The following is a 13,155-nucleotide window of genomic DNA, read 5'->3' as shown; positions in this document are numbered from 1 at the left end:
ATTAAAGCGCTTTCGTACAGGAGAGGAGGATGGAAATTGCGTTTAGCGGAAAATGATCCAATCCAAAATGAACAAACGGGCGGTGCAGAGCCGCCGATGATTGAACTGGCCGGGGTGACGAAAGAGTATGTCAAACCTTCCGGTGAAGTTCATACCGTTTTGCGGGATCTCCATTTGCGGATGGCCAAAGGGGAATTTTGTTCGTTTGTCGGGCCGACGGGATGCGGCAAATCGACGACATTGGGATTGATCGCCGGGTTTGAACAGCCGACGGGCGGCACGGTCAAAATTCAGGGGGAACCGCTGCAGGGGTTGAACAAACAAGCTGCTTGTGTGTTTCAAACCGACAATACCTTTCCCTGGAAAACGGTGATAGATAACGTATCGCTCGGCCTTCGGCTACGCGGAATTAGCAAGGCTGAAGCTTATGATGAGGCCAGAGTGTGGATAGAGCGGGTCGGTTTGAAAGGATTTGAAAAGCATTACCCGCACCAATTGTCGGGCGGGATGCGCAAACGGGTTGCTTTGGCGCAATGCCTGATCGTGCAACCGCAAATCCTGCTGATGGATGAATCGTTTTCCGCCCTTGATGTTCATACCCGTTCATTGATGGAAAATGAATTGCTGACGATTTGGGAAGAGACATCGGCCTCCGTCGTTTTTATTACCCATGATCTGGAGGAAGCGATTGCCCTGAGCGATCGGGTGATCGTCCTGACTGCCGGGCCGTCGGCAACCATTAAAGGAGACTACCGCATTCATCTGCCCCGGCCGCGAAATGTGTCCGAAATCCGTTTCGACCCGGAGTTTCTGAAACTGCACGAGAAAATCTGGAATGATTTGCGCGACGAGGTGATGATCAGCTATGAGCAATCTTATCAGTCCAGGTAGTACCGCTTCGGTTGAGGAGGTTTCCCGGCGGAGCGAAATGCGGGCCAAGGCGGTCAAACGCCGCTTTCGCAACTTGGCCTTGCAAGCTGCCGTATTTGTTCTGGTGGTCGGTTCGTGGCAGCTGCTGGCCGATTGGAAAATCATCGACCCGTTCTTCTTTTCCAGTCCCAAGGCGATTTTGCTGCAAATTGCGGACTGGTTTCAGAACGGGACGAGCCAGGGACCGTTGTACATCCATTTTCTCGTCACGTTTGAAGAGACGATCATCTCTTTTGTGCTTGGAGTGATTCTCGGGGTGATTGCCGGATATGCCCTTGGCATGAGCGAAGTTTTGTCCGTTATTTTCGGTCCTTACATTCAAATGTTAAACGCTCTGCCCCGGGTAGTCCTGGCGCCGATTTTTATTCTGTGGCTGGGGCTGGATATGTCCTCCAAAGTTGCGTTGGGTGTAACTCTCACTTTTTTTGTGGTCTTTTTCAACGCATTTCAGGGAGTCCGCGAAGTGGACAGAAATCTGGTGAACAATGCCCTGCTCCTTGGCGCCAACAAAAAACAACTGGCCTTTCATGTGATTATCCCCTCGGCGCTGACCTGGATTCTCTCCAGCCTGCATTCCAGTTTTGGCTTTGCGCTGGTCGGGGCGGTCGTCGGGGAATTCATCGGTGCAACCAAAGGACTCGGCTTTTTGATCTCCCAGGCGCAGGGGGCGTTTGACACAACCGGGGTATTTGCGGCCATGGTTCTGCTCTCGGTTACCGCGCTGATCGCCGACTGGGCTGTGGGTTGTCTGGAAAAGCGGTTTATCGCCTGGCGTCATGTAAAGCAGGAGTAAATCATCCAAAAGGGAGGGAAATGAAGTGAGAAAGATTCTGACCAAAAGACTGGCAGCCGTTTTAACGCTGATCGGGATGCTCCCTTTATTGACAACCGGTTGCAGTTCTTCCGATCCGGAGGGTTCCGGGCCGCCCGAAATCAAGATTATGGTTGGCGGGATGGAAAAAATCATCTACCTGCCGGCGAAACTGACTGAAAATCTGGGTTATTTCAAACAGGAAGGGCTTGATGTTGAACTGATTAACCAAGGATCCGGGCAATCGGCGGAGGAGGCGCTCGTTGCCGGACAGGTTGATGCCGTGGTCGGTTTCTATGATCATACGATCGATTTGCAGTCGAAGGGAAAATACCTGAAGTCAGTCATTCAGTTGGGGATCACCCCGGGTGAAACCTTGATGGTTGACAATAAGGACAAAGACCGAATCAAGGGGGTTCGTGATCTCAAGGGCAAGAAAATCGGCGTGACCGGGCTCGGGGCTTCCACCAACTTTCTCGCTAATTATCTTGTTGTCAAGGGTGGATATACGTCAAAAGATTACATTCCCGTTCCTGTCGGTGCCGGAAACACGCTGATCGCATCCATGCAGCAGGGAAGAATCGGGCTGGCAGTTACAACCGAACCGACGGTTTCCCTTTTGCAGGCAAAACATCTCGCTGTGCCCCTTGTGGACATGTCGACCCCCGGCGGGACGAGGCAGGCGATTGGAGGGGATTATCCGGCGGCCTGTCTTTACTTGAGATCGGACTACATTAAGTCCCATCCGGAAACTGTGCAAAAATTGGTCAATGCATTCAGCAAGACGCTGAATTATATGCAAACCCATAAGCCGGAAGAAATCGCCAGCCGGCTGCCCAAAGCGTATTATGCCGGGGACAAACAGATGTATGTGAGCGCGCTGTCCCGCAGCATGTCCATGTTTTCCCCGGACGGAAAGATGCCGGAAGACGGCCCGGCCAAAGTGTATGAAGTACTGTCTGCCTTTAAGCCGAAGCTGAAACAGGCGCACGTGAAATTGGAAGAGACCTATACGAATGAATTCGTTGAAAAGGCAAATCAAGCAGGCCAATAACCCGGTTTTCAGCCCCGCCGGACATCTGTTCCAACGGGGCTGATCTGTCGGGGGGAAGATGTTTGTCCAATCCTCTTTTGGACTTTCATCCCGGGTGGATTGATCGTTTTTGGAGAAGAAAAGTCACTTGGGGGATTTCAGGCGATACAAGCACTGGGGACGGCCTACCGTTCCGTACGCCAGCTGCTCCTCGGCGAGCTGCTCTTCCGCCAAATAGACCAAATAATGACGGGCGGTCGAGCGGCTCACACCGGCCAGTTTAGCCACTTCATCGGCACTGAGAAACCCGTTTGACCGGGCCAGACAAGCTTGGATCCGTTCCAATGTCCGAACATCGATTCCTTTTTGTTGCCAGGATCTGTCCGAATGGGTGACCGAGCGCAATTTTTTGAGATCATCCACCACCATTTGGTCGATGAACTTTTGATTCGATTTGGCGAGGCGGGTTCGGAACAACAAATATTTTTCCAAGGATTTTTTCAGCCGGTTGAGGTCAAATGGCTTGATCAAATAATCAAAAATACCCAGGCGAAACCCTTCTTCCACCACTTCCAGCTCTTTGGCCGCCGTCACAAGGATCACATCACACGGAGAGTTGTGCGAACGGATGCTTCGCAGAACTTCGAGACCGGACTGATCCGGCATGTAAACATCCAACAAGAGGAGGTCCGGCTTTTGCTTCTCCAGCAGATCGAGCGTTTCGCGATAATTGTGGGCTGTGCCGATCCATTGATAGTCGGGGAGCGATTCGACCAATTTGCCGTGCAATCTGGCAATCATAAAGTCATCGTCGACAACGGCGGCGCGGATCGGTGTCGGCATCAAAGATGACCACCTCTTCTTTTGGCAAGTTCACTTCCAACGTCGCCCCGGAATTTGCGGAAATCATGGCAATCTTTCCCCCGGCTTTCGCTACCAGCCGGGAGACGATGGCCAGGCCGAAGCCACGATTTTTTCCTTTGGTGGATATCCCGCTTTCAAAAATGTGCTGTCCCAGTTCGGGATCAACTCCGGGGCCGTTATCCGTTACCCGGATCTGCAACGAATCGGATTGGTCGTTGATATAGACGGAAACGAGCGCTTTTTCCTTCCTGTCAGGCATTTCTGCGAGCGCTTCCAAAGCATTCTCAATCGCATTTCCCAGAACGGAGATAACCACCTCCCGATGAGGGCATGGCTCCCGCAGATGGGAGGAGGGATCAACGGTCAATTGTATTCCAAGCTCCTTGGCACGGTTTATTTTGCCGATCAGAATTCCGACCACGGCTGGATCATGGATGCGAGACATGAAAAATTCGATCAGATGTTGTTGTTCCTCATTGACCTGGTTGATAAATTCGCGTACAAGCTCATACTCCTGCATTTGAATGAGCCCCGAAATGGTATGCAGGCGGTTTAAAAACTCGTGTCGCTGGCTGCGCAAGGCATCCGCGTAGTGACGGACATCATTCAATTGCTGATTCATTTTGTCCAATTCCAGTTTATCGCGAAAAGTGGAAACCGCACCGATGACCCGTCCATTCAACAGAACCGGCACCCGATTGGCAATGATCAGCGAGTTATGGATGATCATCGGCTGATCAAACTGGCTGACTCCTTCTTCGAGCACTTCGGGCAACCGGGAATTGGGAGCAATCTGGCGAATCGGTTGGCCAATGATGTCACAGTCAGGTTCCAGACCGATGAGCCGCTTGGCCTCCTGATTGCAGGCGGTGATTTTGCCCTGACGGTCAACGGCCAATATTCCTTCCCGGATTGATTCCATAATCGCGTGCTGTTTTTGGGAGAGCAAGGCAATCTCATGAGGCTCCATGTTGAAAAGCTGTTTTTTGATGTGTCCGGAGAGCAGATGTGCACCCATAAAGCCATATACCAGTCCGATCGCGGCCACCATCCCCAGGTGCTTGATCGAAGCAAAAATATCGTTCCATATATTTTGCACGGGGAAACCGACGGACACGACCCCAATTTGCCGCCGGTGTTCATCAAAAATCGGCGCTTTGCCGCGAATCGAGAGACCGAGTGTTCCCGCAGCCTGGGTGATGCTCTCTTTTCCGTGCAATACGTATTGATTATCCCCGCCGACCATTTTCTTGCCGATCATTGCGGGATTGGGATGGCTGTACCGAATGAGATGCATATTGCCCACCACGATGAATTCCGCCCCCGTTCTCCTGCGAATCTCCTCGGCGAGCGGTTCAATTTGCGCGGAAGGGTTTTTTTGGAGAAACGCATTCCGGATTTGCGGCATGCCGGCGACGGTTTTGGCAAGGAGAAGGGCGCGGTTGCCGGTTTCCTCAAACCGCGACTGGATAATGTTACAGGACAGGCCCGACATCACCAGAATCAGCACGAAACCGACGATCAGCAGCACCAATATGTTAATTTTTGTCCGCAACGAAAATGGTTTAAGGGAGAAGTTCATCATGGACCTCGTTATAATTGGTTGGAATATTGTTAATAATATTTCAAATAATATTATCACAATCAAAAGAGATTAAAACATCGAAGGGGGGATTTTTACGGGATTCCTGCTTGCGCCCGGGCGAAATTGGAATGCAGATCAGCCCCGTCCTTTCAGTCAGGCTGGGTTGCGAATAACAAAATGGATAACTTATAATTGAAAATAAAATAAGAAAAATTCTCTCCCGGCATTTGCGAACACCGGAAGCTTCGAAAAAGACCCAAGGGTTGTTCGGAAACGCCAAAGTCCGCAAAAATAAAGGGCTCCCAGACTTTTTGGACGGAGGTTATCCAGTCAAAAAAGCCTGAAACCTGGGCAAATCGGGGAGATGTTCGGAAAACCACGAATAAGCCCAATAAAATTAAGGAGTACAGTGAACGCCGAATCAATAGATACACCTCCGGTGGGAGGATTGAAACATTTTTGGGGACGGGGAGGAAACCCCGGCCCAACGGGAGAATCAATAGATACACCTCCGGTGGGAGGATTGAAACTACGAATCGATACAGATCCTCGTTATCCATATCATCCGAATCAATAGATACACCTCCGGTGGGAGGATTGAAACTTTTCGTCTTCCGCTTTGGCTCAGGTGGCTTCGTCGAATCAATAGATACACCTCCGGTAGGAGGATTGAAACTATAAAACCTTGCACAAGATGCCAAAGCATGATCAATGGAATCAATAAATACACCTCCAGTAGGAGGATAGAAACTCTCCAATATTAATGTCATTAGCTTGAACAAGTTGAGTAGTATCAATAGATACACCCCCGGTAAGAGGATCGAAACGTTCCAGGGAGTGAGTCAGTTGTCCTGCCGTCAAAGGTTCTTTTGAGGGTGGGCCTTATCTGTTTTTATAAGACATGTTTGAAACACAGACTGATGAACATTTAAGAAACCGAGGAAGAATTGCAACAAGAACGGGAAGAAATCGAGAAGGGATAAAAAAAGAAGCAAACAAGCTTATCGATGGCGGAACAAATCCAAGAGGAGGAAGAAGATGAATGAAGCCCCGAGTCTACTTCTGCCGGGTTTGTGGAGAAAGCTTTGATTACCCGGATATCGTTTGCGCCAAGCATCAACTGGAACGGGAGCGGATTCACAAAGAATGGAGGGAAGACCCGGGGTATCAAAAGATTCAGGAAGAGGCACGAAAACGAATTGAAAAATATTTTCCGAAGAAATAAAAAATCACCCGCTTCAAGGAGACTCAACAATAATAGGGATCCTGGCCAAGATCACACTTAACTGTTCCCAAGTTACCAGTGGTCGCATCAAATCCCTCCTTTGGATCGAAAAAAAGGACGTCCGCAGTGGGATGGAGGTAGCGAACGCCGATTTTGCCACTAATTGTTCGAAAACGGAAAAATGACTTGAGAAACCATAAAGGTAACTCAAGTCATTCGTGTTTATACAGGAAACTCAGGGATGACAAGCTCATATTTATCCTGAGCATCAGTAAGCCAAGGCCAACTTATATGAATGCTGACCATTCTTTAGGAGATTGAACTTGTAACAGCTCAATAAATACTGGCAGGATTTCTTTAATGTCAATCCGATCATCAATGTAATGTTGCACATTGTACCCGTTGAACAATGCCATTGCGGCAGTCGCCAGCGTCCTTGCATCAAGCGGACTGCCTATGAGTTTTCTTTCTTCATCACTTCAAACAACCGCGTAAGGTCTTGTCGCCATTCTTCCATCTGATCAGCCAGCTCTTTTTGTACTTGAGCAAGTACTGACAGGTCATGGCGGAGCACCTTCATCAAGAAATCCTCTTTGGTTGGGAAGTGAGCATAAAATGCGCCTTTGGATAGTCCGGCTTCCTTAACAATCTGGTTGATACTGGTGTTGCTGTAGCCATACTTGGCAAACAAAACAATCCCTGCGTCCATCAGTTTTCGAATTGTACGTTCCGTCATCTCTTGATGTTTCATGGAATATCCCCTATTTTCGTAATTTTTTAATTTGCGTATTGATTATGACACAGAAAATGGTTAAAATAAAGATAAACCAACTAGTCGGTTTATATATACTGACTGGTAGGTTTTTGAATCTTGAGGAAGAGAAAGGATGGATGCACGATGAAAAAAGTATTAGGGGGATTATTTGTTTTCTTGGTAGCAGTCGGGTTAATGGCTTCGCCGGTAGCCGCTTCAACCTATGATTCATCTTTTGTGGGGATGAATTACGGCGATGTGTATAAGCAAACCAGGGCACTTTATGTTCCGGCGGGGTATCATGTCAAAATCCAAGTAGATAAAGGAAATAACGGTTCAGGTTTTGAATGGTATCTCTCAGTAGGGGATTCCAATTATCCTTTCCGTTACGGTGGATATTCCGATGCTAATTTTGAGGCCAATGTTCCTGTGGGTACTTATCGTCTGGTTCTTCATTGTGAAACGCAAGATTGTACTGGCAGTGCTAGGCTCACAGTTTTAAACTAAAAACGGATTGCGCCCCCGCGTAAAGTATCCGTTATCCAGCAGGCTTCGCTGTTTTCGTTCTAAGTTGGCCATTACAGATGCTCAGGATGAATATGAGCGTGTCATCCCTGGGTTTTCCGTATATGGACTGGAGTTGCCGTTATGGTTTTTCGAGTCATTTTTTTGTGTTCGCTGCCTGAAACGCATACTTGGGCAATTTGAAATAGTTTCTTTCAATTTGGCCGAATAAGCGGTAACCAAAATTATTCCGCCCCGGTCAATAAGGTAATTGGCACAGTCACGAAGATGGACACTAATGAATTGATCATGGGTGCATCGATATCGCTGGACCAATTTTTTGGAAAGCCAATAGCCATCCCAAATGAGCCGACGGCTGCAATAAATAAGAATAGAAACCGGAGAATATTACTCGTCACTTTCCAATCATCCCATATTTCCCTTGTTTTTTTCATAATATTTTTTCTTTTTGTTCTCTTTTCGCTCATCGCATTCTCTTCCTTAACGGAAGATCAATTCAATTTAAAGATGTAAAGTCATTTGTAGCGAAATACTAGCAAAGCAGTCGCCGAATGGAAGTGAATTTGGGTTTTGTTACCTTTTCCCCTTCACAAGATGAATTAAAAAAGCACCCATTTTAGGGTAAGGGTGCTAATTCATGCATACACAGGCTCCTCAATTAAATATCAATTAAAGGATCTCAGACTGTTCCGGCGAAAAAGGATGCCCAACCAAGAATATTTAATCATTTTCTCTAGATTTGAAGTAGTTGCCCGGGTATTTCGGGGAGCTATTTTATTTTTTAACAGTACGTTCTTTTCCAATGGGAGCTGTGTGTGTAAAGCTAATCCATTGCTTTTTCATATAGATCATATGATCTTCCTACTTGATCCATTGCGTGAGCATCAGATCCAAAAATAAGTGGAATCCCGAGATTAAGAGCTTCTTTTACAATCCATTCTGAGGGATATGTTTCTAAGCAATATTTTTTATATAACCCTGCTGTATTAAAATCTAACGATAAGCCTTTCCGCTTAGTGATAGATAGAATATCAAGTATTTCCTCCTTAGCCTCTTCCATAACATGACGCCCATTAATGAAGTAATGCTGAAATTTTTGACATAAAGTGAGATGGCCTACTCGTGAGGGGTGGAACAGACAAACAGCTTCTTTTAAAGTTTGATAATATACTTTTTGTACTGTATGAAAATCTCCGTAGTATTTGATTAAACCTTCTTCAAAGTCCTCCGGGGTTAAATCTACACATCTCCAACCATTCGTTCCTTTAAGAAAATGAAGTGATAGAATAGTCTCATCAAGATAATTCGCATACTCTTTCAGTAAGTATTTTGTCCAATCAGGTTGGTCAGGTAAATAATCCAGCTCTAGTCCTACACGAATTTGTATTTGATCTTTGTATTTTTGTTTCAGTTGATGCATTTCTTTTATGTATGAATCCAATTCTGTTTCTTTCATGGCTAATGCAGTAACCACCTCTTCAGGATAAGGAAGCTTGCGACAAAACGAAGCAGGCAAGGGGGGATGTTCAGTCAGTACATAAATATCAAATCCTAATTCGATTGCTCTTTCAATATATTTTGCTGTTTCTTTTCCAGAACTGTGTGGGCAATAGTGGGTGTGGGTATGTCCATCTATTTTCATGTTTTTTCCTCTCCATCGTAGATCACGGGATTCATGGGGAATGGGTGGTTTTAGCGGAAGATTTGCTCCCGCTGGGTCCATCTTATTTTTTATTGAACAACCCGTTGATAAATGAATGTATATAAAGTCCAGGTACAGATGCCAAGCAAGATGGCTGCGGGGAACAGAAAATTCTTTTTCAGGCTGAGCAGGACTGTAGCTAACAAAATAGTACATGGAATCAATCCCATAATATACTCGTGAGAAAGTTTATAATATTTGATCTGTCCTCGTTTTGAACTGTTAACCAAATTTGTGAGAGCATACTAATCATAGGAAAAGCAGCAATCCACCCGCTTAATTTTGGATTATAGGTGGCTGGCTGAGTGACGATGGCAATAAGAATAGCGGAAACAAGGATTTTAACGATTGTCATTGTTGTTTCCCTTTCTTACATAAAATAGGATAAGTTCCAATCCGTTTTTGATCAACTCTTGTTTTTCTTCCGGCATGGATTTCAAAACATCTTTAAGTTGATCAAGTGCTAAACCCGTATGCTCTTGTATGCTTGGCATCCCTTTTCTGTTACTCTCAACTCGACTACCCTTTCGTCTTCTTTATTACGCTGACGAATAAGAAGCCCTTTTTCGGATAATCGGCGTAATATTTCTGAAGCTGTATTCGATGCACATCCTAAATATTCAGCGACTGATTGTACAGTACTTGCTTGGTTGAGCGCAACGTATTGAAGTGCACGAACTGCCTGGTGAGTAAGCGGAATCGCATATAGTTTAGAATGACAATGATAATAAATTTGAGAAAACAGGTCCGATATCTGTTTGGCAAGTAATGATAATTGTTCTTCTTTCAACTTCTGTATCGTTAGTCAATAAAAAAGGGAGGGGTTACTTCACCCCTCTTCTCTCTTTTCATCGCGCTTCTGCTTCTACTCCACGGTACTGGCTTCGGCAAGGGTTTTTCCTTTTGTCTCGGGGGCCCATGCAATGGAAATGAGAACACCGATAAAAGTTAAACCGGCGCCGATCAGTACGGTCGGGCCGATGCCGATCGAGCGAAGTGCATAAGGGAGGAGAAAGGTTCCGATGAACGATCCGACCCGGCTGATCGCCGTGGCCACCCCTACCGCCGTGGCACGCACTTCTGTCGGAAAAAGTTCGTTGGGGTAGATCCAGGTTAACACGCTGGGGCCGCCGGTGAAAAATGCATAGATGACAAACCCGATGATCGTGATCCAGATCGGACCCTTGGGAAAAAGGCCGACGAGGAGCAATCCCAGGGCCATGACCAAAAAAGAGACGATAATCAGGGGACGCCTTCCGATCTTGTAGAGCAAGAGCAAGGCGGGGATGTTGCCGATAAAAAAGAAGAAACTGATTACCGCCGTTCCGATAAAGGACAATTCCGGTTTGTTGAGATTGATTGATTCCATGATTTCAGGGCCGAACGTATAGATTGCGAATGAGGGGATAATCGTAATCATCCAAAATAAGCCGATATACGTGGTTCTTATCAAATAGCCGCCCTGAAACAGCTTGTTGAATCGCGTTTTTTTGCCCTGCGCTTCCCATTTATGGATGTCTGCATCCGTTCCGTAAACTTCTTGAAGGACTTCGCGGGCTTCCCGGATGCGGTTTTTCTTCAAGAGCCAGCGGGGCGATTCCGGCGTTCCCTTGCGCATGAAGATGAGAATGAAGGCCGGAAGCGCACTGCTTGCCAACATCCAGCGCCAGGCTCCGGAACCCAGTAGTAACAATAAATAGCCGACAAGATAGGCGACGAGAGCGCCCAGGTACCAACTGGCTTGCAAAACGCCCAACATTCCTCCCCTGTGCTTGCGGGGAGCGAACTCGGCCAGCAGGGAGGTGGCGATCGGGTAATCCGCCCCGACGGCAATTCCCAGCAAAAACCGGAGGATGGACAGTTCCAGCGGCCCATCGGCAAATGCCTGCCAGACGGAAAAAATCATGATCACCACCAGATCGATGGTATACATGACATGACGCCCGATCAGATCGGTTACATATCCAAACACCAGGCCGCCCAAAAAAAGCCCGACCAGCGTAGAGGCACCGATCATTCCGGTCCAAAAGGCGTTTAAATGAAACTCCGGTTCGATCTGGGTTAATGCCACACCGATAATGCTCAAAATGTATCCATCCAAAAAAGGGCCTCCGCTCGTGTACAAGGTCAGCCGTTTATGAAATGACGTTAATGGCGCGTTTTCAACCACAGAATGCTTGGTGGACATGGTTTCCATCCTTTCAGAAGTTCTTAATGGTCGATTTTGCCGGGATGATGATTATAGTTTTGCATTATTGAGCGTGTCTATGCATCGGGAAGAAAGAACAGCAGGAGGGGATCAGGGATCGGTCCGGCTGTTTTCCATAACAGGGAAGATTGATTCAGGGAGGGATTAAGGTGAATGAAAAATGGGATGTTTTTTAGAGGAGTGTGGAAAAACTCGGAAGAAGTGAAGTGCTGTGTAATTGGTGGGTCGGATGTGCGGTGTTTCATGATCAGTGGATTGCAAAAGTACACGTTGATTTTGGGGCAAGAATTTTGCGGGCCGGTGATTGAAATCGGGGGAAATGCAGGCTGTGTTCAGATTGGGGGATCGTGTGGCCGTGCTCCGCTGCTCCCTTGCGGGAAATGAAACGGGTAATGTTGATGCGAAAACGATACGGTGAGCGGAACGGGCAGTCATGGAAAAACAAATCCGGCCGTTCGCTGATCGCCTCGATTTGGAGACGGCAGCAGGATCGGACCGGCGACCATCGGGTACCAAGGCTTGCAAAGGGCCGGGATTCAACTGGGAGATAATCGTTAACGCCAGCATTCTAACAAAAAATCGATGAGTTCCATCAGGTGCTTGTCCGACTCTGTCTGATCCCGGTGTTTACCACCACCGAGGATCGTCTGCTCGATCAGGTAACTTTGTATGCTGCTGACAAACTGGCGGGCCATCAGTTTGCAATTCAACCGGCGAAGTTCTCCCTTCAGCATCCTTTTCTCGAGCAGGACGCTAAGCTGTCCGATAACGGTGTCAAACGTCCGGGTCAGCCATTCGGTTTGTTCATCCGTCAACAAAGGCTGTTCCCTGATCAGGATGACAATCAACTCATTGTCGGCATTATCTACAATGATGTGCGCGATTTTTAACAGCATATCCCGGATGGGCATATCGGCGTCCATATTTTTCAGGGCTTTTTCGAGATGTTGGATCTTCCCTTCGGTGGAATCTTGTACGATTGTATGCAAAATTTCCAGTTTACCCTTCGAGAAGTAGTGATAGATCAGTCCGTCGGCCATTCCGATGGCCCGGTTAATCTCTTTGGTCGAAGTATTATGGTAGCCTTTCTCGGCAAACAGTTTTTTTGCTGTTTGAAGAAGTTGTTTCCGGCGTTTGGCGGCTTGAAGGTCCCGGCTAGTCATTCCTTCCTTTTGTACAGACTTGGACATGGTCTTCACCTCACACTAGGGAAAATGTATTCGGTTTTGGACTGCTTGTCAACCGCATCCTCCTATGCCATAAAAACGACCATGACTTGCCGGCACAACCCGGGGTGAAAGTCTAAGCAACTTTGGAAGGGGAACGGGATACCCCGACCAACCATCAGAATGCGTCGAAGCGGGTCCCGCGACCGACCGGCGATTCTTCACAAAAAAAGTGTCCAGTAATCCTGGACAGAGATTGATGACAAACCCCCCCCTTTTCTTCGGAAAAGGAATGGGGTTTTGTATATTTCTAGGATATATACAGATAAAGTAAACCTGATGTGACCTATT

14 protein-coding genes and 1 CRISPR repeat array are annotated in these 13,155 nt (G+C 47.2%); of the genes, 6 read left to right on the top strand and 8 right to left on the bottom strand.

Annotated features, from left to right (window positions below):
- Positions 1–36: 36 nt before the first annotated feature.
- Genes I8U17_RS14665 through I8U17_RS14655 form a run of 3 tightly spaced genes read left to right on the top strand, consistent with a single transcriptional unit; the run spans position 37 to position 2,795 of the window.
- Positions 37–891, top strand: coding sequence for an ABC transporter ATP-binding protein (locus I8U17_RS14665; protein ID WP_198055108.1), 855 nt, complete (start codon positions 37–39; stop codon positions 889–891).
- Positions 866–1,723 (top strand): ABC transporter permease, encoded by an 858-nt coding sequence (locus I8U17_RS14660; protein WP_033101289.1) that lies wholly within the window; start codon positions 866–868, stop codon positions 1,721–1,723. The genes I8U17_RS14665 and I8U17_RS14660 overlap by 26 nt, the downstream gene beginning before the upstream one ends.
- Positions 1,724–1,748: 25 nt before the next feature.
- Complete coding sequence (locus tag I8U17_RS14655) at positions 1,749–2,795, top strand: ABC transporter substrate-binding protein (RefSeq protein WP_033101288.1); 1,047 nt, start codon at positions 1,749–1,751, stop codon at positions 2,793–2,795.
- Between the two features lie 123 nt (positions 2,796–2,918).
- Here the strand turns inward: I8U17_RS14655 and I8U17_RS14650 are convergent, their stop codons facing one another.
- Both I8U17_RS14650 and I8U17_RS14645 read right to left on the bottom strand, forming a co-directional pair.
- A complete protein-coding gene (locus I8U17_RS14650) occupies positions 2,919–3,617 on the bottom strand; it encodes a response regulator (protein WP_033101287.1) in 699 nt (232 codons plus the stop codon).
- Positions 3,580–5,220 (bottom strand): ATP-binding protein, encoded by a 1,641-nt coding sequence (locus I8U17_RS14645; protein ID WP_198059678.1) that lies wholly within the window; start codon positions 5,218–5,220, stop codon positions 3,580–3,582. Before I8U17_RS14645 ends, I8U17_RS14650 begins: the two co-directional genes overlap by 38 nt.
- 421 nt (positions 5,221–5,641) lie before the next feature.
- Positions 5,642–6,050: a CRISPR direct-repeat array (repeat unit 37 nt; unit sequence GAATCAATAGATACACCTCCGGTGGGAGGATTGAAAC).
- 215 nt (positions 6,051–6,265) lie between these two features.
- On the opposite strand from I8U17_RS14645, the gene I8U17_RS14640 reads away from it, so the two are divergent.
- Positions 6,266–6,448: a hypothetical protein gene (locus tag I8U17_RS14640; protein WP_198055105.1), complete on the top strand. Its 183-nt coding sequence runs from the start codon at positions 6,266–6,268 to the stop codon at positions 6,446–6,448.
- 454 nt (positions 6,449–6,902) lie between these two features.
- Here the strand turns inward: I8U17_RS14640 and I8U17_RS18435 are convergent, their stop codons facing one another.
- Complete coding sequence (locus I8U17_RS18435) at positions 6,903–7,199, bottom strand: TetR/AcrR family transcriptional regulator (RefSeq protein ID WP_033101283.1); 297 nt, start codon at positions 7,197–7,199, stop codon at positions 6,903–6,905.
- A gap of 147 nt (positions 7,200–7,346) precedes the next feature.
- Here I8U17_RS18435 and I8U17_RS14630 point away from each other — a divergent pair, with 147 nt between their 5' ends.
- Complete coding sequence (locus tag I8U17_RS14630) at positions 7,347–7,709, top strand: hypothetical protein (RefSeq protein WP_198059677.1); 363 nt, start codon at positions 7,347–7,349, stop codon at positions 7,707–7,709.
- Positions 7,710–7,951: 242 nt separating this feature from the next.
- Here the strand turns inward: I8U17_RS14630 and I8U17_RS14625 are convergent, their stop codons facing one another.
- The 4 genes from I8U17_RS14625 to I8U17_RS14610 all read right to left on the bottom strand — a co-directional run bounded on the left by I8U17_RS14625 (position 7,952) and on the right by I8U17_RS14610 (position 11,530).
- Positions 7,952–8,194: a hypothetical protein gene (locus tag I8U17_RS14625; protein WP_198059676.1), complete on the bottom strand. Its 243-nt coding sequence runs from the start codon at positions 8,192–8,194 to the stop codon at positions 7,952–7,954.
- Positions 8,195–8,550: 356 nt separating this feature from the next.
- Entirely contained in the window at positions 8,551–9,585 is a 1,035-nt protein-coding gene (hisJ, locus tag I8U17_RS14620; protein WP_198059675.1) for a histidinol-phosphatase HisJ, read from the bottom strand.
- Between the two features lie 307 nt (positions 9,586–9,892).
- The gene (locus tag I8U17_RS18860) at positions 9,893–10,219 is read right to left on the bottom strand and encodes a MarR family winged helix-turn-helix transcriptional regulator (RefSeq protein ID WP_198059674.1); all 327 of its coding nucleotides are present in this window, start codon (positions 10,217–10,219) and stop codon (positions 9,893–9,895) included.
- Positions 10,220–10,294: 75 nt separating this feature from the next.
- The gene (locus tag I8U17_RS14610; RefSeq protein ID WP_232331127.1) at positions 10,295–11,530 is read right to left on the bottom strand and encodes an MFS transporter; all 1,236 of its coding nucleotides are present in this window, start codon (positions 11,528–11,530) and stop codon (positions 10,295–10,297) included.
- A gap of 506 nt (positions 11,531–12,036) precedes the next feature.
- On the opposite strand from I8U17_RS14610, the gene I8U17_RS14600 reads away from it, so the two are divergent.
- Complete coding sequence (locus tag I8U17_RS14600) at positions 12,037–12,189, top strand: hypothetical protein (protein ID WP_198059673.1); 153 nt, start codon at positions 12,037–12,039, stop codon at positions 12,187–12,189.
- 3 nt (positions 12,190–12,192) lie between these two features.
- On the opposite strand, the gene I8U17_RS14595 is transcribed toward I8U17_RS14600, so the two are convergent.
- Positions 12,193–12,828 (bottom strand): TetR/AcrR family transcriptional regulator, encoded by a 636-nt coding sequence (locus tag I8U17_RS14595; RefSeq protein ID WP_198059672.1) that lies wholly within the window; start codon positions 12,826–12,828, stop codon positions 12,193–12,195.
- Positions 12,829–13,155: the final 327 nt, after the last annotated feature.

Source organism: Thermoactinomyces sp. CICC 10521, assembly GCF_016055135.1.
In the GTDB taxonomy this organism is placed as follows: domain Bacteria; phylum Bacillota; class Bacilli; order Thermoactinomycetales; family Thermoactinomycetaceae; genus Thermoactinomyces_A; species Thermoactinomyces_A daqus.
Note: the sequence above shows the minus strand (reverse complement) of the source record. Positions and strands in the feature narration are given on the sequence as shown.

Excerpts from the sequence above, each read along its gene's own strand:
- I8U17_RS14660 (WP_033101289.1), top strand. The coding sequence starts at position 866 with ATGAGCAATCTTATCAGTCCAGGTAGTACCGCTTCGGTTGAGGAGGTT.
- I8U17_RS14650 (WP_033101287.1), bottom strand. The coding sequence starts at position 3,617 with ATGCCGACACCGATCCGCGCCGCCGTTGTCGACGATGACTTTATGATT.
- I8U17_RS14645 (WP_198059678.1), bottom strand. The coding sequence starts at position 5,220 with ATGAACTTCTCCCTTAAACCATTTTCGTTGCGGACAAAAATTAACATA.
- I8U17_RS14640 (WP_198055105.1), top strand. The coding sequence starts at position 6,266 with ATGAAGCCCCGAGTCTACTTCTGCCGGGTTTGTGGAGAAAGCTTTGAT.
- I8U17_RS18435 (WP_033101283.1), bottom strand. The coding sequence starts at position 7,199 with ATGAAACATCAAGAGATGACGGAACGTACAATTCGAAAACTGATGGAC.
- I8U17_RS14630 (WP_198059677.1), top strand. The coding sequence starts at position 7,347 with ATGAAAAAAGTATTAGGGGGATTATTTGTTTTCTTGGTAGCAGTCGGG.
- I8U17_RS14625 (WP_198059676.1), bottom strand. The coding sequence starts at position 8,194 with ATGAGCGAAAAGAGAACAAAAAGAAAAAATATTATGAAAAAAACAAGG.
- hisJ (WP_198059675.1), bottom strand. The coding sequence starts at position 9,585 with ATGTACTATTTTGTTAGCTACAGTCCTGCTCAGCCTGAAAAAGAATTT.
- I8U17_RS14600 (WP_198059673.1), top strand. The coding sequence starts at position 12,037 with ATGCGAAAACGATACGGTGAGCGGAACGGGCAGTCATGGAAAAACAAA.
- I8U17_RS14595 (WP_198059672.1), bottom strand. The coding sequence starts at position 12,828 with ATGTCCAAGTCTGTACAAAAGGAAGGAATGACTAGCCGGGACCTTCAA.